Below are 21,563 nucleotides of genomic sequence, written 5' to 3' on the forward strand. Positions count from 1 at the left end.
CGCCGCACGGCCGCCGCCGGTCACCCGGCGAGCGGCCGTGGCGGCGTCGCGGTCAGGCCAGGTTCGACGAGCGGGGGTACGCGTCGGCCGGATCGGTCAGCACGTTGACCAGGTACGGCACCCCGGCGTCGAACGCGCGGCCGAGCGCCGGCTGAAGGTCGGCGGCCTTCTCCACCGTCTCGCCCGCGCCACCGAGCGCCTCGACCACCTTGTCGTAGCGCAGCCCGGGCTGGAGGTCGGCCGCCACGTCGTAGCCGTACATGGCGCGCATCGGGTGCTTCTCCAACCCCCAGATGCCGTTGTTGCCGACCACGATCACCACCGGCAGCTTCTGCCGGGCCAGCGACTCCACGTCCATCAGCGAGAAGCCGGCCGCGCCGTCGCCCATCAGCACGCAGATCTGCCGGTCCGGGTGGCTGACCCGGGCGCCCATCGCGTAACCCATGCCGGTGCCGAGGCAGCCGTACGGGCCGGGGTCGAGCCAGGTGCCGGGCTGGGCGGGCTCCAGGTACTTCCCGGCGTACGAGACGAAGTCGCCGCCGTCGCCGATGGTGATGGCGTCCGGGGCGAGCACCTTGCGCAGCTCGCCGTAGACCCGGGCCGGCCGGATCGGGTCGGTCTCGGCCCCCATCGCCTCGGCGTCGCGCGCCTTCGCCGCGTCCTCGGCGGTACGCAGCTCGGCGATCCAGTCGTCGTGGTCGGCCCGGTCGCCGGGGTGCTCGGCGAACGCGCCGAGGATCAGCCGCAGGTCGCCGGCGGGCGCGGCGGCGGGCTGCACGTGCCCGGCGCGCTGGCTGGGCGCGTCCACCACGTGCACGACCTTCGCGTCGCCGAAGTCGCCGAAGGAGAGCCGGAAGTCCAGCGGCGTGCCGATCACCACCACCACGTCGGCGCCCTTCACCGCGACGCGGCGGGCCTTGGCGAAGGCGAGCGGATGCGTGGGCGGCAGCGCGCCCCGGCCCATCCCGTTGGTGAACACCGGCACCCGCAGCGCCTCGGCGGCGGCGCGCAGGGCGTCGACGGCGTCCCCGGCGTACACGTCGGAGCCGGCGATGATCACCGGCCGGGACGCGCCGGCGATCAGGCCGGCCGCCTTCGCCACCTCGTCCGGGTCGGGCTCGATCGGCGCCGGCGCGACGACCGCCGGCAGGTCGGCGTCGCCGACGGAGAAGACCGCCTCCAGCGGGAAGTCCAGGAAGACCGGGCCGCGGTGCGGGGTGAGCGCGGTGGTCAGCGCCGCGGAGACGGCCCGCGGGATGTCGTCGGCGCTGAACACCGTCTCGGCGTGCTTGGTCACCGGGGCGACCAGCGGCAGGTGGTCCATCTCCTGGAGGCTGCCGGCGCCCCAGCGGAACTGCGGGGCCCGCCCGCCCATCACCAGCACCGGCGAGGCGTTGAAGAATGCGCTGGTCAACCCGGACACGCCGTTGGTGACGCCGGGGCCGGCGGTGAGCACGGCCAGGCCGGGGCGGCGCTGGAGCTTGGCCACCGCCTCGGCGGCGAAGACGGCCGACTGCTCGTGCCGGACGTCGTAGAGCGGGAAGCCGGCGGAGTGCGCCGCGTCGTAGAGCGGGAAGACGTGCCCGCCGGAGAGGGTGAACATCTCCCGTACGCCGTGCGCGCGCAGTGCCGCCAGCGCCAGCTCGCCGCCGTGCCCCTCGACCCGTTCCGTCATGCCACTCCCCTTTCGTCGCGCGACCGGAGTCACACGCTACTGGCCGGTAGACGAGATGTGAACAGCTCTCGCGTCAGCGCCCGGTGAAGCCCGGCTTGCGCTTCTCCACGAACGCGGCCATGCCCTCGCGTCGGTCCTCGGTGGCGAACAGCGCCGCGAAGAGCTGGCTCTCCCAGGCCAGACCGGAGGTGAGATCCATGTCCAGACCGGCGTCGACCGCCGCCTTCGCCGCCCGCAGCGCCTGCACCGGCCCGGTCAGGAACGGCTTGACGTACGCCAGCGCGGCGTCGTAGACCTCAGCGGCCGGGACCACCCGGTCGGCCAGGCCGATGCGCAGCGCCTCCTCGGCGTCGACCATCCGCCCCGTCATGATCAGTTCCTTGGCGCGGGCCGGGCCGACCAGCCGGGCCAGCCGCTGGGTGCCGCCCGCGCCCGGGATGACGCCGAGCTTGATCTCCGGCTGGCCGAGCTTGGCGTCCTCGGCCACGATCCGCCAGTCACAGGCCAGCGCCAGCTCGCAGCCGCCGCCCACCGCGTACCCGGTGATCGCGGCGACGACCGGCTTGGGGATCCGGGCGATCGCGCCCAGCGCGCTGGACAGGTCGGCGGCCCGCTCCGCCATGTCCACGTAGGACATGTCGGCCATCTCCTTGATGTCCGCGCCGGCCGCGAAGACCTTCTCGCCGCCGTACACGACGACGGCGCGGACCTCGGCGTCGGCGGTGGCCGCCGCGGCGGCGGCGCGCAACTCCTCCTGCACCTGCGTGTTGAGCGCGTTCATCGGCGGCCGCTCCAGCCGGATGGTGCCGACGCCGTCCTTCACTTCCAGCCTGACGAACTCGCCCACGCTGCCCTCACTTCCTCGTCGAAGTCGCGTGCCAACCTTACGGCCCGCCTCGTTGGGGTAGACATTGCGGTAGACGCCGAGCACCGGGAGTGAGGCCATGACCACCTACTACGACGACCGGTCGGTCCGGGTCACCGCCACCGCGTTGCGGGTCGACGACCGCAGCTACCCGCTGGCCGAGCTGACCACGGTCTGGCACCGGCGGGGCAGCCGCTCCTGGCGCGTGCTCGCCGGCCGCGGCGCGATCGGCGCCGCGCTCGCCGGGCCGCTGGTGGCCGCGCTGCTGGGCATCGCGCTCGCCGTCTGGCTGCACCGCTCGCTCACCGTCACCATCGCCATCGTCGGTGCCTCCCTGCTGGTCGGCCTCGCCGTCGGGCCCCTCGCCGACGTGCTCTTCGAGCACCTGGACCGCTCCTACGTGCGGGGCAGCCGGGAGCTGGAGATGTGGGCGACCTGGCAGGGCCGGCCGGTGCGGCTGTTGAGCACCGGCGACGCGCTGCGCTTCGGCCAGATCTACCGCGCGGTGCAGCGGGCCATGGAGCGCGTACCCGCCGCCCCCGCTCAGAACGTGATCGGCTCGTCCGGCAGCAGGCCGAGCCCGCGCAGCAGGCCGTAGGTGTCCTGCTCGCCCCAGAACTGCACGATCCGGCCGCCGGCCAACCGATACATCTTGCACGCGCTCTGCACCGTGGTCGCCCCGGTCGCGTCCCGCCGGTAGGTCTGCGCCATCGACACCACCACCCGGTCACCGGCCGCGAAGATCTCCAGGATCTCCTGGTCGAGGACCGTCAGGCCGGGCGAGGAGACGGCCGCCTCCGGCCACCGCCGGCCGCGTACCGCCGTGCCGGAGCCGTAGACCTCCACGTCCTCGTCCACCACCTCGGCCAGTTCGGCCAGGTCCTTGGTGACGAAGGTCCGCAGGTAACGGCGAACCGCCTCGATGTTGCGCGCCCGCTCGTCCCCGTCCGTCATGCCGGCCACGCTACCGGCTCACCTTCTTTCCATGATCCACTCCATCTCGCCGAGGTGGCGTGAACCAAGAACGCGGACCTGACCATCCCGGCGAGGTGGCGTACGGATGGTTAGGCTTATTTATGACCCTCTATTACCGGGACGACGCGGTACAGGTCACCTCGCGGGCCATCCACGCCGGCGGGCAGGTCGTCGCGCTCGCCGACGTCACGTACGTCTGGCACGCCCGGGGCCAGACCACGCTGGCGGTACGCGGGCGGGTGCTGGGTCGGGGCGCGCTGGTCCTGCTGCTGTCGCTGCCACCGCTGGTGGCGCTGGTCTGCGTGCTCTCGCTGGCCTGGGCGGCGCAGGACCGGGGCGACTGGAAGCTGGCCCTGATCATCGTGGCCGCGTTCGTGGTGGTCGGGCTGGCGCTCACCCCGTTCCTGGAGGTGCCGCTCGGTTGGCTGGACCGCTCCTACGAGCGCGGCAACCGGGTGCACGAGCTGTGGGTGCAGGTCCACGGGCGGGAGACGATGCTGGTCCGGACGCCCGACGCCTTACGGTTCGGGCAGATCTACCGGGCCGTGCAACGCGCCGTCGAACAGCAGGGGGACCGACGATGACGTGCGCCCCCGGCGGGAGGGCCCGCGTGACGTGCGCCGCCCCGCGTCGACGGGCACCGCTGGCCGGCACCACGCACACTGGTGGGCATGGCGATCCCACTCCCCCGGCCCGGTGCCGTCGTCGGCCTCACCCGTTCCGCCCTGGACCAGGCGTTGGGTTCGGCCGCCGCGTTCGCCGCCGTGCCCGCCCGCGCCTTCGCCGTGCTCGACGAGGTGGAGGCGCTGCTCCGGCGGATCAACGGGGTGGTCGACCGGATCGAGGGCACCCTCGACCGCACCGACCGGGTGCTCACCGACGCGGAGACGGCGGTGCGCGAGGTGGGTGTGATCAGCGCGGCCGCCACCACCGCGATCGACACCGCGACCGAGGTGGCCGCCGCGGCCGCGGTGGTGGTCGGCGAGGCGGAGCGGGTCTCCGCCGCCGCCGGCACGGTGGTCGGCGAGGCCGACCGGGTGGCCCGGGCGGCGGCCGGTGTGGTCGCCGAGGCGGACACGGTGGCGGCCCGGGCCGCCGGCACGGTGGCCACCGCCGAGGCGGCGGCCGGCACCGCGGCCGAGCTGCTGGCGGCGTACGAGGCGACGCTGCGCCGGGCGGCGCCGATGGCGGCCCGCTTCGTCGAGCAGCTCAGCCCGGAGGAGGTGACCGCGGCGATCCGGCTCGTCGACGAGCTGCCGAAGTTGAAGGAGCACCTCACCTCGGACGTGCTGCCGATCCTGGCCACGCTGGACCGGGTCGGCCCGGATCTGCACGACCTGCTGGACGTCACCCGCGACCTGAAGCTCGCGGTGGCCGGCATCCCCGGCCTCGCCATGCTGCGCCGCCGGGGCGAGCGCGCCGAGGGCTGAGGCGCAAGGAGGGGCCCCCGGTTGACGCGTTCGGTAGAGGCGGGGCCCCCTGTTGACAGCGAGGACCCGCTCAGCCCTCGCCGAACAGCGCGTCGATCTCGGCGCGGTGCGGCAGCGCCACCGAGGCGCCCAGCCTGCGGACGCAGGCCGCCCCGGCCGCGGCGGCCCACCGCACCGCCTCGGCCAGGTCCCGCCCCTCGCCCCAGGCCACCGCGAGCGCGGCGGTGAAGGCGTCCCCGGCCGCGGTGGAGTCGACCACGTCCACCGGCACGGCCGGCACGTGCACGGCGGCCCGCTCCCGGTCGACGTACCAGGCGCCGTCGCCGCCGAGCGTGAGCACCGCTCGGGGCACCAGATCGAGCAGCGCCGCCGGCTCGTCCCGACCGCGGCCGGTCAACGCCTGCGCCTCCGGCTCGTTGACCACCAGCAGGTCGGTCGCGGCCAGCAGCTCGGCCGGCAGCGACCGGGCCGGCGCCGCGTTGAGCACCACCCGGGTGCCGGCCGACCGGGCCACCAGCGCCGCCTCGGTCACCGTCTCGACCGGCACCTCCAGCTGCGCGACCAGCACGTCCGCCTCGCGTACGGCGGCCAGCTCGTCCTCGGTCGGCGCGACGAACGCCTCGTTCGCGCCGGGGGTGACCAGGATGGCGTTCTCCCCCGCGCCGCCGACCATGACCAGGGCGACGCCGGACGGGCCGTACGCCACCCGGAGGTGGCTGGTGTCCACGCCGGCCGCGGTGATCCGGGCCCGGAGCGTGACGCCGAACGCGTCCGACCCGATCGCGCCGAGGAAGACGCAGGAGGCGCCGGCGCGTACCGCGGCGACGGCCTGGTTGGCGCCCTTGCCGCCGGGAAGCATGACGAAGTCGGTGCCGAGCACCGTCTCACCCGGCCGGGGCAGCGCGGCGGCGGTCCCGACGAGGTCCATGTTGGCGCTGCCGACGACGGCGACGCGGGTCTGCGGCACGGTGGGCGTCCGGTCGGCTCAGGCGGCGCGCGCGGTCCACCGGTCGCCGGCGCGCGAGACGAGCAGCGGCAGGCCGAAGGTCTTGGACAGGTTGTCGGCGGTGAGCACGTCGGCGAGCAGGCCCTGCGCCACCACGCCGCCCTCGCGCAGCAGCAGCGCGTGGGTGAAGCCGGGCGGGATCTCCTCCACGTGGTGGGTGACCAGCACCATGGCCGGCGCGTCCGGGTCGTACGCCAGCTCGGCGAGCCGGGCGACCAGGTCCTCCCGAGCGCCCAGGTCGAGCCCGGCGGCGGGCTCGTCGAGCAGCAGCAGCTCCGGGTCGGTCATCAGGGCCCGCGCGATCTGCACCCGCTTGCGCTCGCCCTCGGAGAGGGTGCCGTACGCGCGGTCGGCGAGGTGGCCGACGCCGAGCTGGCCGAGCAACGCGGCGGCGCGTGCCTCGTCGATGCGGTCGTAGTTCTCCCGCCAGCGGCCGACCACCGACCAGGCGGCGGTCACCACCACGTCGGTGACGCGCTCCTCGGCGGGGATCCGCTCGGCGAGGGTGGCGGTGGTGAGGCCGATCCGGGTCCGCAGCTCGTTGACGTCGGTGCGGCCGATGCGCTCGCCGAGCACGTGGGCGACGCCGTGGCTCGGGTACATCCGGCCGGCGGCCAGGTTGAGCAGGGTGGTCTTGCCGGCGCCGTTCGGCCCGAGCAGCACCCACCGTTCGTCCAGCTCGACCTGCCAGTCGACGTCGCGCACCAGCGCCGTGCCGGAGCGCCTGACGCCGACCCCGGCGAGGCTGACCACCAGATCCGCGTCCACGGTCGAGGGGGCGGGGGCGCCGGCGGCGCCGGGGATCAGGTCACCAGTCACCGCCCCATCCAACCACGCACCGGCCCGTCGCCCCCCACCGGCGGCGTCGCGGCCGTAGGGTGGGGCCCCGTGTCGTTGGTCACCGCTCCGGAAGGACGACCCATGCCCGACCGCTGCCGGGAGGCCTGCGGATGAGCCCGGTCATCGAGATCGCCGGTCTCCGCAAGACGTTCCACACCCTGCGTCAGGGGCGCCGCGTCGCCGTCGACGGTTTCGACATGCTGGTCGAGGCGGGTCAGGTGCACGGCTTCCTGGGCCCGAACGGCTCCGGGAAGACGACCACGCTGCGGGCCCTGCTCGGGTTGGTGCGCCCGGACTCCGGCCGGATGAGCGTGCTGGGCGCCCCTTCCCCGGACCGGCTGCCCGAGGTGGCCGGGCGGGTCGGCGCGATCGTGGAGAGCCCGCAGTTCTTCGGCAACTTCACCGCGCACCGGACGCTGCGCCTGCTGGCCGTGGCCGGTGGAGTGCCGACCGGCCGGGTGGACGAGGTGTTGGAGCAGGTCGGCCTGCGGGACCGGGGCGACGAGCGGGTCAAGGGCTACTCGTTGGGCATGAAGCAGCGGCTCGCGGTGGCCTCGGCCCTGTTGAAGAACCCGGAGCTGCTGATCCTCGACGAGCCGGCGAACGGGCTCGACCCGGCCGGCATCCGGGAGATGCGCGACCTGACCCGGTCGCTCGCCGCGGCCGGGGTGACGGTGCTGCTCTCCAGTCACATCCTCGCCGAGATCCAGCTGATCTGCGACCACGTGACGATCGTCAGCCGGGGCCGGCGGGTCGCGTACGGGCCGGTGGACGAGGTGCTGGCCGGCTTCGACGAGCACCAGTGGCAGGTCCGGGTGGCCGAGTCGGAGCGGGCCGCGCAACTGCTGGGCCGGGCCGGCCTGTCGGTGACCGGGCACGCCGACCACCTCGTGGTGACCGGTGTGGAGGATCCCGAGGTGATCAGCCGCACGCTGGGCGAGCAGGGGCTGTGGGTGCGTGAGCTGGTGCCGCTCCGGCCCGATCTGGAGAGCGTCTTCCTGGAGCTGACCAGCGGCCACGAGCCGGTGCCGGCGGTGCCGCGCCAGGTGGACGGCGCGCCGGCGCACGACGGAGTGATCGATCTGGACGTCCGGGACGGCCGGGAGGTGGACGCGTGAACCTGGTCCGTGCCGAGCTGGAGCGGCTGGCCGCCCGGCGCTTCGTGCAGCTCATGGTGGCGTTGCTGGCGGTCGCCTTCGCGGTGACGGTGGTGACCACGCTCGGCGGTTCGCACCGGCCGACCGCGATCGAGCTGAGCCGGGCCCAGGCGCAGGCCGCGCAGGAGGTCCAGCGGCTGGAGCTGACGCACGACCGCTGCGTGCAGATCAAGGCGGGCACGGTCGCCCCGGTCGAGAACGACTACCTGCCGCGGGACTGCGCGCAGATCGACCCGGCCCGGTCGGAGCAGTTGCCGACCGCGTCCGACTATCTCAGCGGCGTCTTCGTCTTCGCCAAGGAGGCCGGGCCGCTGCTCTACTTCCTGATCGCGTTCCTGGCGCTGTTCGGGTTCCTGGTCGGCGCCTCCTACATCGGGGCGGACCTGAACTCGGGCGGAGTGGTCAACCTGCTGCTGTGGCGGCCGCGCCGGCCGACCGTGTTCGCGGCCAAGCTCGGCACGCTGCTGGGCGGCGTGCTCGGGCTCTCCGTGCTGGCGTCGGTGGCCTATCTCGGCGCATTCTGGTTGATCGGTCAGGCGTCCGGGCTGACCGGCCGGATGGGTGGCGAGTTCTGGGCGTCGCTCAGCGCGACCTGGGTGCGCGGGCTGGTGCTCGTGCTGTTCGCCGCGGCGCTCGGGTTCGCCGTGGCCACGCTGGGCCGGCACACCTCGGCGGCGCTGGGCACGGTGGCCGCGTACCTGGTGGTGTGGGAGCTGGGCGCGCGGTTGGTGTTCCAGATCCTGCAGGTCGCCCGGCCGGACCGGTTCATGCTCTCCAGCTATCTGGGGGCCTGGCTCACCGGCGAGGTGCGGTTCTGGGACGGCAACGCCTGCGGCGCCGGGATCTCCGGGTTCTGCGACGGTTCCTACACGCTCGGCTGGCCGTCGGGGCTGGTGGTCCTGGGCGCGCTGACCGGCGCGCTGGTGGCGGCCGCGTTCGTGGTGTTCCGCCGGCGTGACCTGATCTGAGCGTGGGGCTCGCAGAACCGGCCCACTCCTCGCGCTCAGCCGACCGTCGAGCCGAACACCTCGTCGCGAACCGCGTCGAGCGCGGTGCGCAGCGCGCCGCGCAGGATCGGCTCCTCGGTCAGCCCGGTGCTCACCACCCGGGGTCGGACCAGCGTGATCGCGGCGACCTCGTGCTGCACCCGCTCGGCCAGCGCGGCCCCGCCCGCCCGACCGACCGCGCCGGCGAGCACCACCAGCGGCGGGTCGAGCACCACGCAGGTGCTCGCCACGCCGAGGGCCAGCCGGCGAGCCAGCTCGTCCAGCACCGGGCCGCCGGCGTCGCCGGCGGCGATGGCCGCGCCGACCGCCTCGGCCGCCCGGGCCGCCGCTACCCCCTGCTCAACCGCGTCCGGTGTGGCGAAGCCGTGCTCGGCCGCCACCGCGCGGACCGCGTCGGCGCCGGCGAGCTGCTGGAACGCCGGCTTGGCGCGCCGGGACACGTCGCGCGGGATGGGCACCCCGGGCACCGGCAGGTAGCCGATCTCGCCGGCCGCGCCGCTGCTGCCGTGGTGCAGCCGGCCGCCCAGCATGATCGCCAGGCCGACGCCCGCGTCCACCCAGACCAGCACGAAGTCGGCGGTGTCCCGGGCCGCGCCCGACTGCGCCTCGGCCACCGCGGCCAGGTTCACGTCGTTCTCGAAGACCACCGGCGTGTCCAGGTCCTCGCGGAGCGCGGCGAGCAGGCCGCTGTGCCAGCGCGGCAGGTTGAACGCGAACGTGATGTCACCGGTCTGCGGGTCGACCAGGCCGGGCGTGCCCAGCACGACGCGCCGGACCGCGGACAGCTCCGCCCCGGCGCTGCTGGCCGCCTGCACCACCGCGTTGTGCACCACACCCACCGGGTCGTCGGTATCCCGGGTGGACTGCTCGACCCGGCCGGCGACCGTGCCGGTGATGTCCGCGCAGGCGGCCACCACCCGCTCCGCGCCGACGTCCACGCCGACCACGTACGCGCTGCCCGGGCGCACCGCGTAGAGCTGGGCGTTCGGGCCCCGCCCACCGGCCTGCTCGCCGACCCGGGCGACCAGGCCACGTTCCTCCAGCCGCTCGACGAGCTGGGACGCGGTCACCTTGGACAGCCCGGTCAGCTCGCCGATCCGGGCCCGGGTCAGCGGCCCGCGCTCGAGCAGCAGCTCCAGCGCGGCACGGTCGTTGAGCGCCCGCAGGAGTCGGGGGGTGCCGGGCAGCCGGGTCGCACTCATGCCAAAGGTCCTCGATTTTTCAGTAAGGTTTCTAACCATAAAACGCCTGCCGAAGGGTGCCCGTTAGCGTATCGGCCACCCCGTTCCGAGAGAGGTCGGACGATCCGGCAGGGAAAGGGGCACAAGTGGGGCTGGATCCAGGACTCCGTCGGCTCGCGTTGGGCACGTTGCTGGCCGCGTACGCCGGCCCGGTCCCGCCGGACTGGGCGGTCGACCTGCTCGCCGACGGACTCGCCGGGCACACCCTGTTCGGCACCAACGTGCACGACCCGGGGCAGCTGGCGGCGTCCACCGCGGCGCTGCGCGCCGGCCGCCCGGACGTGATCCTGGCGATCGACGAGGAGGGCGGCGACGTCACCCGGCTGGCCCACGCCACCGGCAGCCCGTACCCGGGCAACGCCGCGCTCGGCGCGGTCGACGACCCGGACCTCACCCGAGCGGTGTACGCGGCGATCGGCGCCGAGCTGGCCGCGCTCGGCCTCACCCTCGACCTGGCGCCGACGGTCGACGTGAACACCGCCGACGAGAACCCGGTGATCGGCACCCGCTCGTTCGGCGCGGACCCGAAACGGGTGGCGGTCCACTCGGCCGCCGCGGTCGCCGGCCTCCAGTCGGCCGGCGTGGCCGCCTGCGCCAAGCACTTCCCCGGGCACGGCGCCACGGTCACCGACTCGCACCATGAGCTGCCCACGGTCGACGTGCCGCCGGCCGTGCTGCGGGAGCGGGACCTGCCGCCGTTCGCCGCGGTGATCGACGCCGGCGTACGGGCGGTGATGACCGCGCACATCCGGGTTCCGGCGCTGACCGGGGACGGACCGGCGACGTTCAGCCGGGCGGTCCTGCACGACCTGCTGCGCGCCGAGTACGGCTTCACCGGCACGGTGATCACGGACGCGCTGGAGATGAAGGGCGCCGCGCTGGCCGCCGGCGGGGTGGGTCCGGCCGCGGTACGCGCGCTGGCCGCCGGCGCCGACCTGCTCTGCATCGGCGCCCAGGTCGACGCCGATCTGGTGGAGCTGGTCGCGGCCGAGATCGTCGCCGCGCTCGGCGACGGCCGGCTGACGCGAGCCCGGGTGGAGGAGGCCGCCGGCCGGACCGCCGCGCTCGCCGGCTGGACCGGGCCGGCCGGCGCCCCGCCCCCGGCCACCGACGACCTCGGCTACGCCGCCGCGCTGCGGGCGGTGCACGTCGAGGGCGAGCTTCCCGGCCCGGCCCCCGCGCTGGTGGTGCAGGTGCACGCCACCTCCACCGTCGCCGAGGGTCGGGTGCCGTGGGGGCTGGGCCCGCACCTGGCCACCGGGGTCGAACAGGCCCGCGCGGTGGCCGGCGAGACCGACCCGGCCGAGCTGCGCCGGCTCGCCGGGGAGCGGCCGGTGGTGCTGGTCGGGCGGCACCTGCACCGGCTGCCCGGGGCGCGGGAGCTGGTCGAGGCGCTGGCCGCCACGCACCCGGTGACCGTGGTCGAGATGGGCTGGCCGGGTGGCTGGCGGCCGGCCGGGGCGCGCGCGTTCGTCGCCACCTACGGGGCCAGCCACGCCAACGGTCGTGCGGCGGCGCGGGTGCTCGGCCTGACCGACTGATCCGTCCGTACCCGCCGCCCGCCGTCCACCCGGCGGCGGCCGGCGGCGGCGTCCGTGGTCCGCGAACACGCCCGGGAGCCGGGATACGGTGACCACGATGACCGAGCAGAGCGCGCCGACGACCGCCGCGGGCAACCCGGGCACCGGGGCGACCGCCCGGGGTGAACAGACCCGCCGGCTGATCCTGGACACCGCCATGCGGCTGTTCCGCGAACGGGGGTACGCGCGCACCACCATGCGGGCCGTCGCCGAGGAGGCCGGCGTGTCGGTGGGCAACGCCTACTACTACTTCGGCTCGAAGGAACACCTGATCCAGGAGTTCTACGCGGACACCCAGCGCGAGCACCGGACGGCCGCCGCGCCGGTGCTCGCCGGGGAGCGGGACTTCGCGACGCGGTTGGCCGGCGTGCTGCACGCGGGTGTGGACGTGCTGAGCCCCTACCACTCGTTCGCCGGGACGTTCTTCAGGACGGCGGCCGAGCCGACCTCGCCACTGAGCCCGTTCTCCGCCGAGTCGTCGGCGGCCCGGGACGCGTCGGTGTCGCTGTTCCGGGAGGTGCTCACCGGCTCGACCGCCAGGCTGGACGAGGAGTTGCGGGAGGCGCTGCCGGAGCTGCTCTGGCTCGGCTACCTGGGTGTGGTGCTCTACTGGGTGCACGACCGCTCGCCCGGGCAGGCCAGGACCCGGCAGCTCGTCGACGGCGTGGTGCCGCTGGTCGACCGGCTCGTGGGGCTGTCCCGGCTGCGGGTGCTGCGCCCGGCCACCCGCCAGGCGCTCACCCTGATCCACACATTGCGTCACTGACCTACCGAGTCGACTGCGACGGCGATTTCGCAGGTCAAGTCCACAACCGGACAAGGCCAGCATCTTGCCCGGCCCGCATACGTTCACCTAGCGTTACCGACATCGGAACCTGGGGGGAGAGGCCGCGGACCGTGGATCCGGCCCGGGATCCACGGTCCGCGCCCACGCCGCCGGTCAGTGCGGGAAGACGCCGAACGAGGTCCAGCCCCGGTCCGGGAACCCGGCCGCCTCGGCCACCCGAGCGGAGGCGTGGTTACCCGGGCCGTGCACGTAGATGGGGATCGCCCCCTCGGCCAGCACCCGCCGGGCCGCCTGCGCGACCAACCGGCGGGCCAGCCCGCGCCCCCGCGCCGCCGGGGACGTGCCCACCGCCAGCTCGTGCCCGTACGCGTCGTGCCGCTTGATCCCCACCCCGGCCAGGTACGCGCCGTCGGCGTCCCGGACCACCAGCACGTCGCGGTCGAACAGGCCCAGCCAGGGCGGGGCCCCGGGCATCTCGGGCGGCAGCCACTCCCCCACGTCGGGCAGCGGCGCCGGGTCGGTGCACCAGCGGAAGACCCCCCGGTGCGAGGTGAGTTCCGGCGTGCCGACCGCCGCCGGCAGCGCGGGCAGCCATTCTTCGAGCGGCCGTCCCCGGACCAGGGCCCGCACCGCCTCGATCCGCTGCGGCGGCACCGACAGGACCGTGCTGCCGCCCGCCGAGACCGCGACGGCGGGGCGCGGCCGCCCGTCCCAGGCCGGGCGGGCGCGGCGCCAGGACCGGACCACGTGCAGCCCCGGGCCCGCCGGCCACTGCCCCAACCAGGTCGCCAGGTGCAGGAGGATCCGCCGGTCGAGCACATGATCATGGTACGCCCCGCGGGCCCGCCCGTGCCGTAAGAACCTGGCAATGGATCACCTGTTCGCCCGTGGCTACGCTGGCCTCTCGGTACGCGGGAGGTGCGGGGTGGCGCAACGGGTGCTGGTGGTCGACGACGACCGGACGGTCGCCGACGTGGTCTGCCGCTACCTGGAGCACGCCGGCTACGAGGTCGAGCACGTCGGCGACGGTGCGGCCGCGCTGGACACCGTGTCCCGCCGACCGCCGCACCTGGTGGTGCTGGACCTGATGCTGCCCGTGCTCGACGGGTTGGCGGTGTGCCGGCGGCTGCGGGAGCGGCCGGACGGCCTACCCATCGTGATGCTCACCGCGCGCGGCGACGAGGCCGACCGGATCCTCGGCCTGCAACTGGGCGCGGACGACTACCTGAGCAAGCCGTTCTCCCCGCGCGAGCTGGTGCTGCGGGTCCGCTCGGTGCTGCGGCGGGCCGGTGGCGAGCCGGCCGGCGCGCCGCCGGTGCTGCTCGCCGACGGCGGCCTGGAGGTGGAGACCGGCCCCCGGGTGGCCCGCCTGCACGGCCGCGAGCTGACCCTGACGCTGCGCGAGTTCGACCTGTTGGCGCATCTCATGCGGCATCCGGCGCGGGCGTTCCGCCGGGCCGAGCTGCTGGAGCGGGTGTGGGGATGGAGCTTCGGCGACCAGTCGACGGTGACCGTGCACGTGCGACGGCTGCGGGAGAAGATCGAGGCCGACCCGGCCCGGCCCCGTCGCATCGTCACGGTGTGGGGCGTCGGCTACCGCTACGAGCCGGCCGATGCGTGACCTCGCGCTGATCTTCGGCGTGGCGCTGGCCGCCGCGCTCGCGGTCGGGCTGGCCGGCGCGGTCGCGCTGCGGCTGCTGCGCGGCCGGTCGATCACCGTGCACATCTCGGTGTTGCTGGCCATGACGGTCGCCGCCGTCGCCGCCGGGGTGGCGGGGGTCGCCCGGGCGATGTTCCTCTCCCCGCACGACCTCCAGGTGGTGCTGATCACGGTCTCCGCCGCCGCCGTGGTGAGCCTGGCGGTGGGCTGGCTGTTCGGCCGCCGACTGGCCGCCGCCGCGGTCTGGGCCGACCAGGCGCGGGCCCGGGAACGCCGGATCGAGAAGGGCCGCCGGGACCTGGTCGCCTGGGTCTCGCACGACCTGCGTACGCCGCTGGCCGGGTTGCGGGCGATGGCGGAGGCGCTGGAGGACGGGGTGGTCGACGACCCGGCGACGGTGGCCGAGTACCACCGCCGGATCCGGGTGGAGGCCGACCGGATGACCCGGCTGGTCGACGACCTGTTCGAGCTGTCCCGGATCAACGCCGGCGCGCTGCGGCTGTCGCTGTCCACGGTGGCGCTCGGCGACGTGGTCTCCGACGCGCTGGCGGGCGCCGCGCCGCTGGCCGCCGCCCGCCGGATCCGGCTGGTCGCGGCCGAGGCGGGCTGGCCGACGGTGACCGCCGGCGAGCGGGAGCTGGCCCGGGTGGTGGGCAACCTGCTGCTGAACGCGATCCGCTACACCCCGGCCGACGGGACGGTGTGGGTGGACGCCGGGCGGGACGTCGACACCGCCTGGCTGGCCGTCGCGGACACCTGCGGCGGCATCCCGGAGGACGACCTGCCCCGGGTCTTCGACGTGGCGTTCCGGGGGGAGCCGGCCCGCACCCCGGCGGCGGTCGAGCCGGGCGGCTCCGGCGGGCTCGGGCTGGCGATCGTGCGCGGGCTGGTTGAGGCGCACGGCGGGCGGGTAGAGGTGCAGAACGTCAGCGACGGATGCCGATTCGTGGTCCGCCTGCCGGCCGCCGGGATCTGACGCGTCCCGGGAACCCGACGCATCCTTCCCCCGTCATATTCATTTCCATACATGGACAAGTTTCTCTGGGACGGTAGTGGTCATGCCTCAGAAGCCGAATGACCGATTCCAGCAGGACGCGGAGCGGAGCTGGCGGGCCGCCGACTCCACCGGACGCTTCCCTGCCCAACCGGAGTACCGCGAGGCCCGCCACCGGCGGGGCTCCTGGGCCGAGCTGAACGCACAGCCGGCCGGCACCTCCGCCTGGCGCGGCCTCACGACCGGCTGACACCGGGGGGCGGGCGGCGACACACCGGCCGGCGGGCGTGGCGACCTTCGTACGCCTGTGCGGTAGCGTCTTGTGGTCCGATTTCCGGCCTACGACAGGAGAAGCTCCGCGCATGGGCAAGAAGACGATCCACGTCTCCGACTTCACCGGCCAGGTGCTGTCCCCCGACGACGAGGTGGTCAAGGTCGTCGTGCTGGAGCACCCGGACCTGGTCGCCGGGCCCGTGCAACTGGACGCCACCCCGGTCGACGTGGAGAGCATCGACGACGCGGCGCTGGACGTGGCCGTGGTGGAGATCCACGACCGGCACGGCGGCGGCGAGCCGCGCCGGGTGGTGCTGACCGCCAGCGAGTTCGACGCGATGGCCACCGACGTACCGATGGCGCGGCTGCTGCGCACCGCCGAGCGGGTGAGGCCGCCGAAGGCCCGGCGCACCGCCGAGAAGATCGACTACGGCACCGTCGAGCACGCCGGCCGGCCGCACCGCGGCCGGGTCACCGAGGAGGAGGCCCGGCTGGTCCGGGACCGCCTGGACGAGGTGAACAAGCGCCTCGCCGACGCCGGCATCCGGCAGGTCGATCCGGCCGACCCGGAGCACGCGGCACGGTACGGCTTCCCGACCGCCGACTGACCACCCGAACGCCGGGCGCGCGCCCCCGTGGCGCGCGCCCGGCGTGGTTCAGGCCCGCTTGCGGGCGAGCTCGGCAAGCGCGCCCTCCACCGCGGCCTCCAGCGACTCCTTGGCCAGGCCGAGCCCACCGAGCACGCCGTCGCCACCCTCCTCCTCCAGCAGGGCGAGCAGGATGTGTTCCGTGCCGATGTAGTTGTGGCCCATCCGCAGCGCCTCCCGGAACGTCAGCTCCAGGACCTTCTTGGCCCGCGCGTCGTAGGGGACGAGGTCCGGGACCTGGTCGGCCTTCGCCGGCAGGGTCGCGGTGACGGCCTCCCGCAGCATCTCCAGGGGTACGCCCCGCGCCTTGATCAACGCGGCCGCCAGCCCTTCCGGCTCGGCGAGCAGCCCCAGCGCGACGTGCCCCGGGGTGATCTCCGCGTTGCCGGCCGTCCGCGCCTCCTCCTGCGAGGCCAGCACCACGTTGCGGGCGCGCGGGGTGAACCGGCCGAACCCGGCGTTCGGGTCGAGCGCGGCGGCGGTCTCCGCCTTGGCGGCCGAGCGCTTCTGGGCGGCCTGCTTGCTCACCCCCATGCTGCGGCCGATCTCCGTCCACGAGGCGCCCGAGCGGCGCGCCTGGTCGACGAAGTGGCCGATCAGGTGGTCGGCGACGTCGCCCAGGTGGTCGGCGAGGAGGACCGCGTCGGCGAGTTGGTCGAGTGCGTCGGGGCGCGCCTTCTTGATGCCGTCGATCAGATCGTCGAGGCGCACCGGTTGGCTCATCTTGAGCGGCTCTGTCTCGGTCATACGTCAACCATAGGTTGACGATCTCCCACCGTCAACTCTCGGTTGACGCTCCATCCGGAGACGCCGGGCCGGGTTCCGCCGGCAGACCCACCTCGGCCGGATAACTGTCGAACCGGCGCAGGCCCAGCTTGCGCGCCGCGGCCGGCCACGACGTCTCGGTGGCGAGCACCACCAGGTGCTCGAAGTTGGCCAGGTATCCCCCGCCGCGCACCTCGCGCTCGGCGAGGATGTACGGCTCCAGCACGGCCCACGCCTCCCGGGCGCGGACCCCGCCGGCGCCGAGCAGCAGGATCGGCTCGACCACCTTGAAGGCCAGCATCTGCCCCAGGCCGTTGTAGTAGAGCGCGATCCGGTTCACGTGCCGGCGGGCGTCGGCGGGCAGCTCGCCCACCGGCACCGGCGGCGGGCAGGCGGCCCGCAGCTCGGTGAGCACGTACTGCTGGCTGTCCAGGAACGCGTCGCTCATCCGGTCGCGGGTGAGCAGCTCGATCGCGACCATGGTGTGGTTCGCGCCCTGTGCCAGCCGCAGCTGCCGGAGCGCGAAGAACGCCGAGACACCGACGGTGATCACCGAGACCGCGGCCACCACCGCGTTGGTCACCATGGCCACATCCATGGCCGTCATGGTAGAGAGATCGCGCCAGCCCGACCGCACCCAGGTGCGGCCGGGCTGGTGAGGCGTCCGGGTGGCGGGGTCAGCCGCGCACCCACTGCTGGTTGCTGCCGCCGTTACAGGTCCAGATCTGGACCGCGGTGCCGTTGGCGGTGCCGGCGCCGTTGACGTCCAGGCAGAGCCCCGAGGCGACCCCGACGATGGTGCCGTCGGCGTTGAGCCGCCACTGCTGGTTGCTGCCGCCGTTGCAGGTCATGATGCGCGCGCGGCTGCCGGACGCGGTGCCCGGCACGTCGAGGCACTTGTTGCCGTAGACGGTGAGCTGGTTGTTCGTGCCGGCGGTCCACTGCTGGTTGGCGCCGCCGTTGCAGTCCCAGATCTGCACCACCGCGCCGTCGGCCTGGCTGGCGCCGTTGACGTCCAGGCAGCGGTTGGCGCTCGCACTGCGTACCTCTCCGGTCGGGCTGCTGGAACCGTCGCCCGGCGTGATCGAGAGGTTGTCGAACTGGGCGGTGACGCCCTGGCCGGTGCCGTACCCGATCTGGCCGGCGACCCAGGTGGAGTCCGACACGGTGCCGACGGTGGTGCCGTCGATCGCCGCGGTGAGCGTGCTGCCGTTGAGCTTCAACGAGAGGTTGTGCCAGCGCCCGGTGCCCAGCGCCGCGGTGTTGCCGCTGGCCAGGGTGCGCCAGTTGCCGCTGGTGTTGTTGCTCCGGATGGACCAGGCGCCGCCGTCGGTGACCCGGAAGTAGTAGCCGTTCAGGTTCTGCGGCCCCTGGTGGTTGTAGGTGTTGCCGCGCCCGATGAGTTGGGCGTAACCGGACTTCTCCAGCAGCACGTCCGAGGAGACGGTGTAGTTGCGCCAGGTCAGGTCGCCGAGCAGGGTGTACGGCTCGGCCTGGCCGGACGTCCAGAAGATCGGCGTCTGTTCGGACATCTGGCGGACGCACTGCCCGGTCCGGCCGCCACCGCAACCGGCGATCTCGAACGAGCCCTGCTGGTCCATCAGGTACTTGGCCTCGCGGCCGGTGGCGTAGCTGTCGAAGTTGTCGGCGTACGGCAGCTTCAGGTTGCCCTGGGCCGGGCTGACGGCCGTGCCCTTGCCCTGCCCGGTGGTGGTGGTGATGCTGTAGACGTAGCCGGGCTGGACGGTGAGCGAGAAGCGCCCGCCGTTCGGGGTGATGTCACCGCCCCGGACGAAGTGGTCAGCGCTGTTGTTGGACCTGACGTTCGTCGCCCAGACGCGCACGGTGCCGTTGGACAGACCGCCGGTGACGGTGAAGTCGAGCTGCTGGGCCGAGCCGGCGTCCTGCGTCTCGATGATGGTGCTGTAGTCGCTGTTGTTGGTGGACTTGAGCGACACGTAGCTGCCGTTGTTGCGGTTGCCGCCGATGTATCCGCTGGACGCGTCGAGGTAGCGCCAGCCCGGCGCGGTGAACTGGGTGGTGTGCGCCATCACCCAGGTGCTCTTGCCGATCGAGTAGGCGCCGGACCACGGCTGCTGGGCCACCGCGACGCCGGTGGTCGCCCACGGGATGTTTGGGGTGATGGCGGCGATGGCGGGCCAGTTGATGTAACCGGTCATCTTGCCGTCGATGTAGCCGCGGTTGATGCCCCGGGCGAGCGCCGGCGCGCCGGCGTTGTAGTCGTCGGAGCCGTTCTCGCTGGCCCACAGCTGCTTGCCGGTGGACACCGCGTTGCCGGAGCTGGGGCAGCTGGTCTGGGCGCTGCGGTAGCCGCAGACGTAGTGGCTGCCGAAGACCTGCACGGCGTTGGCGAAGGCCGGGTCGCGCAGCGAGTCGTCGGCGGCGCCCCAGCCGAAGTCGTCCGAGGCGACGATCTTCACGTTGCCGTAGCCGCGGGAGTTGAGGGTGGAGCGCAGGTTCTTGTACCAGGCGATGTTGTAGCCCTTCTCGTTCCACCCGCCCAGGTAGTTGATGGTCAGCCCGTGCGTCGCCGCGCAGTCCAGCCACCCCACCAGGTAGTTGATCGAGTCGGTGGACCAGAAGTTGCCGTTGCCGATCCAGCCGGGCGCGCCCCAGGCCAGGCCGGCCAGGGCGATGTTGGGATTACGCAGCCTGGCCTGCTCCATCAGCCACCACTCGTAGCCCCGGTTGCAGTTCACGCTGCCCCGGGTGTGTTCGTGGCTGGGCTCCGCGCCGGAGGTGGAGTTGGTGTCGCCGCCGATCTCCGTCTTCAGCAGTTGCATGGCGGCGCCGTAGCCCGGCTTGAACAGGTAGTCGAGGAGGTCGCTGCGCTGCGGCTCCGGATAGTCGATCAGTAGTCTGCTGTTTCCGCCGCCACCGCTGACCGCGCCGATGCCGTCGAGCGCCCGCCCGCCGGACGCGCCGTTGATGGTGATGGCGGTGGCGGCCTGCGCCGGGGAGGCGGATGCGGTCAGTACGGCCGCCGCCGCCAGGAACGATGCCGCCACTGCGGACATCACCGCCCGCCACGAACGTCGTGGACGACTCACTGTGCTGAACATCCGATCCGCCTCCCGAGCACATTCAATCGACGTAGATCAATCTAAAGACATCACATGTTAACGTTCACACAACATGACCGTCAACGGGTCCACCGCTGGCCCGCCGAACCGGTGCAGTCCCGGATCTGGGTCCGGGTGCCGTTGGCCGTACCGTCACCGACCACGTCCAGGCACCGGCCCGAGCCGACGCCGGTGATCGTGCCGTCGGCGTTGATCCGCCACTTCTGGTTGGACTGCCCGTTGCAGTCCCAGATGATCACCGAGCTGCCGTTGGCGGTCGCGGCGCCGTTGACGTCGAGGCACTTGCCGCCGAAGACCCGCAGCTCCTGTGCTGCGGTCGCGGTCCAGGACTGGTTGCTCTGGCCGTGGCAGTCCCAGATGATCGCCGCGGCGCCGTTCGTCTGCGAGGCGCCGTTGACGTCCAGGCACCGGCCGGAGGCGACGTTGCGCAGCGCCGAGGTCCCGCCCGGCGGCGGGGTGGTCGGGCTGGTCGTCGGCGTGGCCGTGGGAGTCGGCGTCGGGCCGGCGCCGTCGAACTGGGTGAAGAACCGCCACACCTCGGTCTTCGTCCAGGTCCGGGCGCCACTGTCGCCACCGCCGTCGACCGGCCCCGGGGTGTGGCCGCCGTCGAACGCGGCCCAGACGACCGGGTAGCCGGACCGGCAGCCGGAGTAGGTGGTGGTGACGTGCGTCAGGCTGCCCGCCCTCGGCTCGGGCGGGTTCTGCGCGGTGCACCCGTTGGCGCGCACGAACGTGTCCCGCAGGGACCGACCGGCGGAGACGTTGAGCACCGGGTCGCCGATGCCGTGGATCCCCATGTAGGCGATGGGCTGCGTGCCGCCGGAGCACCCGCTGAGCTGGCCGCCGGAATAGACCGCGACGGCGCGGAAGACGTTGGCCCGAGCGCAGGCCAGGGCGTAGCTCATGCCGCCGCCGTAGCTGAAGCCGAGCGCGAACCGTTGCGTCGTGTCGACGCAGAGGTCCGCCTCGATCAGCCTGATCATGTCGTCGACGAAGGTGGTGTCCTGGCCGCCCGGGTTGGCCCAGCCATTGCCGTTGCCCTGGGGCGCGACGAAGATGGCGCTGTTGTTCGCCTGCTGCCGCAGACCGTAGTAGGACCAGGCCTCCCGGTCCGCTCCGCCGGAGTCGACGTCGCCCGCGGTGCCACCGTTCCAGTGGAATCCGAAGATCAACCGGTAGCCGTGGTTCCGGTCGTAGTTGTCGGGAATCCGGAGGATGAAGCTGCGGTTCTGGCCGCTGCTCTGGATGGTCCGTGAACCGCTGGTCAACGTGGGCGCCTTGCCGCACCCCGCGGTCACCGCGGCAGTGCCGGCCGCCGCGGCCGACGCGGCGCCACCCGCGCCGCCGGCCACTGTGGCCCCGGCCGCCGCCACGACCAGGATCGCCGCGGCCGCGAGGGGTCCGAAGAGAGTTCTGCGTAATGCCATGATGCGGCTCCTTCGCCATTCGGTATGAACCGATTTCGGGGTACGGGGGGCGCTGCGCCATGCCACCGACCGGCGGCGGAGGGCGGGCACGACGGGCGCGCGGCATGGTCGACTCGGATGCCCGGACCAG

22 protein-coding genes are annotated in these 21,563 nt (G+C 73.7%); 11 read left to right on the top strand and 11 right to left on the bottom strand.

Going from position 1 to position 21,563, the window contains the following annotated elements; translation table 11 throughout:
- Positions 1–52: 52 nt before the first annotated feature.
- Complete coding sequence (locus tag ACGFI2_RS01540) at positions 53–1,675, bottom strand: acetolactate synthase (protein WP_393508855.1); 1,623 nt, start codon at positions 1,673–1,675, stop codon at positions 53–55.
- 73 nt (positions 1,676–1,748) lie between these two features.
- Positions 1,749–2,522, bottom strand: coding sequence for an enoyl-CoA hydratase/isomerase family protein (locus tag ACGFI2_RS01545; RefSeq protein ID WP_393508858.1), 774 nt, complete (start codon positions 2,520–2,522; stop codon positions 1,749–1,751).
- Between the two features lie 97 nt (positions 2,523–2,619).
- On the opposite strand from ACGFI2_RS01545, the gene ACGFI2_RS01550 reads away from it, so the two are divergent.
- On the top strand, positions 2,620–3,138 hold the full coding sequence (locus ACGFI2_RS01550; RefSeq protein ID WP_393508861.1) for a DUF6232 family protein: 519 nt from the start codon (positions 2,620–2,622) through the stop codon (positions 3,136–3,138).
- Here ACGFI2_RS01550 and ACGFI2_RS01555 read toward each other — a convergent pair.
- Complete coding sequence (locus ACGFI2_RS01555; RefSeq protein ID WP_393508864.1) at positions 3,084–3,494, bottom strand: nuclear transport factor 2 family protein; 411 nt, start codon at positions 3,492–3,494, stop codon at positions 3,084–3,086. The two genes, ACGFI2_RS01550 and ACGFI2_RS01555, sit on opposite strands and share 55 nt — an antisense overlap.
- Before the next feature lie 122 nt (positions 3,495–3,616).
- Between ACGFI2_RS01555 and ACGFI2_RS01560 the strand changes: the two genes are divergently transcribed.
- On the top strand, positions 3,617–4,099 hold the full coding sequence (locus ACGFI2_RS01560; RefSeq protein WP_393508867.1) for a DUF6232 family protein: 483 nt from the start codon (positions 3,617–3,619) through the stop codon (positions 4,097–4,099).
- Between the two features lie 87 nt (positions 4,100–4,186).
- Positions 4,187–4,945 (top strand): hypothetical protein, encoded by a 759-nt coding sequence (locus tag ACGFI2_RS01565; protein WP_393508869.1) that lies wholly within the window; start codon positions 4,187–4,189, stop codon positions 4,943–4,945.
- 70 nt (positions 4,946–5,015) lie between these two features.
- On the opposite strand, the gene ACGFI2_RS01570 is transcribed toward ACGFI2_RS01565, so the two are convergent.
- Positions 5,016–5,912, bottom strand: a complete 897-nt coding sequence (locus tag ACGFI2_RS01570) for a ribokinase (protein ID WP_393508872.1) — start codon at positions 5,910–5,912, stop codon at positions 5,016–5,018.
- Between the two features lie 18 nt (positions 5,913–5,930).
- Positions 5,931–6,770, bottom strand: a complete 840-nt coding sequence (locus tag ACGFI2_RS01575; RefSeq protein WP_393508875.1) for an ABC transporter ATP-binding protein — start codon at positions 6,768–6,770, stop codon at positions 5,931–5,933.
- A gap of 131 nt (positions 6,771–6,901) precedes the next feature.
- On the opposite strand from ACGFI2_RS01575, the gene ACGFI2_RS01580 reads away from it, so the two are divergent.
- Both ACGFI2_RS01580 and ACGFI2_RS01585 read left to right on the top strand, forming a co-directional pair.
- On the top strand, positions 6,902–7,909 hold the full coding sequence (locus tag ACGFI2_RS01580; RefSeq protein ID WP_393508878.1) for an ATP-binding cassette domain-containing protein: 1,008 nt from the start codon (positions 6,902–6,904) through the stop codon (positions 7,907–7,909).
- Positions 7,906–8,916: an ABC transporter permease subunit gene (locus ACGFI2_RS01585; RefSeq protein WP_393508881.1), complete on the top strand. Its 1,011-nt coding sequence runs from the start codon at positions 7,906–7,908 to the stop codon at positions 8,914–8,916. The genes ACGFI2_RS01580 and ACGFI2_RS01585 overlap by 4 nt, the downstream gene beginning before the upstream one ends.
- Before the next feature lie 35 nt (positions 8,917–8,951).
- On the opposite strand, the gene ACGFI2_RS01590 is transcribed toward ACGFI2_RS01585, so the two are convergent.
- Positions 8,952–10,157, bottom strand: coding sequence for an ROK family protein (locus ACGFI2_RS01590; RefSeq protein ID WP_393508884.1), 1,206 nt, complete (start codon positions 10,155–10,157; stop codon positions 8,952–8,954).
- Between the two features lie 125 nt (positions 10,158–10,282).
- On the opposite strand from ACGFI2_RS01590, the gene ACGFI2_RS01595 reads away from it, so the two are divergent.
- Together ACGFI2_RS01595 and ACGFI2_RS01600 are read left to right on the top strand one after the other, a co-directional pair.
- Complete coding sequence (locus ACGFI2_RS01595; protein ID WP_393508887.1) at positions 10,283–11,737, top strand: glycoside hydrolase family 3 protein; 1,455 nt, start codon at positions 10,283–10,285, stop codon at positions 11,735–11,737.
- Between the two features lie 97 nt (positions 11,738–11,834).
- Positions 11,835–12,542: a TetR family transcriptional regulator gene (locus ACGFI2_RS01600; RefSeq protein WP_393508890.1), complete on the top strand. Its 708-nt coding sequence runs from the start codon at positions 11,835–11,837 to the stop codon at positions 12,540–12,542.
- A 174-nt stretch (positions 12,543–12,716) separates the two neighbouring features.
- Here the strand turns inward: ACGFI2_RS01600 and ACGFI2_RS01605 are convergent, their stop codons facing one another.
- On the bottom strand, positions 12,717–13,382 hold the full coding sequence (locus ACGFI2_RS01605) for a GNAT family N-acetyltransferase (RefSeq protein WP_393508893.1): 666 nt from the start codon (positions 13,380–13,382) through the stop codon (positions 12,717–12,719).
- Positions 13,383–13,488: 106 nt separating this feature from the next.
- Here ACGFI2_RS01605 and ACGFI2_RS01610 point away from each other — a divergent pair, with 106 nt between their 5' ends.
- The 4 genes from ACGFI2_RS01610 (at position 13,489) to ACGFI2_RS01625 (ending at position 16,098) form a co-directional block, all read left to right on the top strand.
- On the top strand, positions 13,489–14,184 hold the full coding sequence (locus tag ACGFI2_RS01610) for a response regulator transcription factor (protein WP_393510043.1): 696 nt from the start codon (positions 13,489–13,491) through the stop codon (positions 14,182–14,184).
- Positions 14,177–15,199, top strand: a complete 1,023-nt coding sequence (locus ACGFI2_RS01615) for a sensor histidine kinase (protein ID WP_393508896.1) — start codon at positions 14,177–14,179, stop codon at positions 15,197–15,199. The genes ACGFI2_RS01610 and ACGFI2_RS01615 overlap by 8 nt, the downstream gene beginning before the upstream one ends.
- Positions 15,200–15,281: 82 nt before the next feature.
- Positions 15,282–15,467, top strand: coding sequence for a DNA repair protein (locus ACGFI2_RS01620; protein WP_393508899.1), 186 nt, complete (start codon positions 15,282–15,284; stop codon positions 15,465–15,467).
- Between the two features lie 112 nt (positions 15,468–15,579).
- Positions 15,580–16,098: a hypothetical protein gene (locus tag ACGFI2_RS01625; protein WP_393508902.1), complete on the top strand. Its 519-nt coding sequence runs from the start codon at positions 15,580–15,582 to the stop codon at positions 16,096–16,098.
- 48 nt (positions 16,099–16,146) lie between these two features.
- Here the strand turns inward: ACGFI2_RS01625 and ACGFI2_RS01630 are convergent, their stop codons facing one another.
- The 4 genes from ACGFI2_RS01630 to ACGFI2_RS01645 form a co-directional block, all read right to left on the bottom strand.
- Positions 16,147–16,884, bottom strand: a complete 738-nt coding sequence (locus tag ACGFI2_RS01630) for a Clp protease N-terminal domain-containing protein (protein WP_393508904.1) — start codon at positions 16,882–16,884, stop codon at positions 16,147–16,149.
- A 31-nt stretch (positions 16,885–16,915) separates the two neighbouring features.
- Complete coding sequence (locus ACGFI2_RS01635; RefSeq protein WP_393508907.1) at positions 16,916–17,500, bottom strand: hypothetical protein; 585 nt, start codon at positions 17,498–17,500, stop codon at positions 16,916–16,918.
- Between the two features lie 79 nt (positions 17,501–17,579).
- Positions 17,580–19,940 carry an RICIN domain-containing protein gene (locus ACGFI2_RS01640; protein ID WP_393508910.1) on the bottom strand — a complete coding sequence of 787 codons (2,361 nt, stop codon included), beginning with the start codon at positions 19,938–19,940 and terminating at the stop codon, positions 17,580–17,582.
- Between the two features lie 125 nt (positions 19,941–20,065).
- Positions 20,066–21,433, bottom strand: coding sequence for a ricin-type beta-trefoil lectin domain protein (locus tag ACGFI2_RS01645; protein WP_393508913.1), 1,368 nt, complete (start codon positions 21,431–21,433; stop codon positions 20,066–20,068).
- Positions 21,434–21,563 lie beyond the last annotated feature (130 nt).

Source organism: Micromonospora sp. NPDC049282, from assembly GCF_043197045.1.
Lineage (GTDB): Bacteria > Actinomycetota > Actinomycetes > Mycobacteriales > Micromonosporaceae > Micromonospora.

Excerpts from the sequence above, each read along its gene's own strand:
- ACGFI2_RS01580 (WP_393508878.1), top strand. The coding sequence starts at position 6,902 with ATGAGCCCGGTCATCGAGATCGCCGGTCTCCGCAAGACGTTCCACACC.
- ACGFI2_RS01615 (WP_393508896.1), top strand. The coding sequence starts at position 14,177 with ATGCGTGACCTCGCGCTGATCTTCGGCGTGGCGCTGGCCGCCGCGCTC.
- ACGFI2_RS01565 (WP_393508869.1), top strand. The coding sequence starts at position 4,187 with ATGGCGATCCCACTCCCCCGGCCCGGTGCCGTCGTCGGCCTCACCCGT.
- ACGFI2_RS01635 (WP_393508907.1), bottom strand. The coding sequence starts at position 17,500 with ATGGATGTGGCCATGGTGACCAACGCGGTGGTGGCCGCGGTCTCGGTG.
- ACGFI2_RS01640 (WP_393508910.1), bottom strand. The coding sequence starts at position 19,940 with ATGTCCGCAGTGGCGGCATCGTTCCTGGCGGCGGCGGCCGTACTGACC.
- ACGFI2_RS01620 (WP_393508899.1), top strand. The coding sequence starts at position 15,282 with ATGCCTCAGAAGCCGAATGACCGATTCCAGCAGGACGCGGAGCGGAGC.
- ACGFI2_RS01600 (WP_393508890.1), top strand. The coding sequence starts at position 11,835 with ATGACCGAGCAGAGCGCGCCGACGACCGCCGCGGGCAACCCGGGCACC.
- ACGFI2_RS01550 (WP_393508861.1), top strand. The coding sequence starts at position 2,620 with ATGACCACCTACTACGACGACCGGTCGGTCCGGGTCACCGCCACCGCG.
- ACGFI2_RS01645 (WP_393508913.1), bottom strand. The coding sequence starts at position 21,433 with ATGGCATTACGCAGAACTCTCTTCGGACCCCTCGCGGCCGCGGCGATC.
- ACGFI2_RS01590 (WP_393508884.1), bottom strand. The coding sequence starts at position 10,157 with ATGAGTGCGACCCGGCTGCCCGGCACCCCCCGACTCCTGCGGGCGCTC.
- ACGFI2_RS01560 (WP_393508867.1), top strand. The coding sequence starts at position 3,617 with ATGACCCTCTATTACCGGGACGACGCGGTACAGGTCACCTCGCGGGCC.
- ACGFI2_RS01555 (WP_393508864.1), bottom strand. The coding sequence starts at position 3,494 with ATGACGGACGGGGACGAGCGGGCGCGCAACATCGAGGCGGTTCGCCGT.
- ACGFI2_RS01630 (WP_393508904.1), bottom strand. The coding sequence starts at position 16,884 with ATGACCGAGACAGAGCCGCTCAAGATGAGCCAACCGGTGCGCCTCGAC.
- ACGFI2_RS01625 (WP_393508902.1), top strand. The coding sequence starts at position 15,580 with ATGGGCAAGAAGACGATCCACGTCTCCGACTTCACCGGCCAGGTGCTG.
- ACGFI2_RS01540 (WP_393508855.1), bottom strand. The coding sequence starts at position 1,675 with ATGACGGAACGGGTCGAGGGGCACGGCGGCGAGCTGGCGCTGGCGGCA.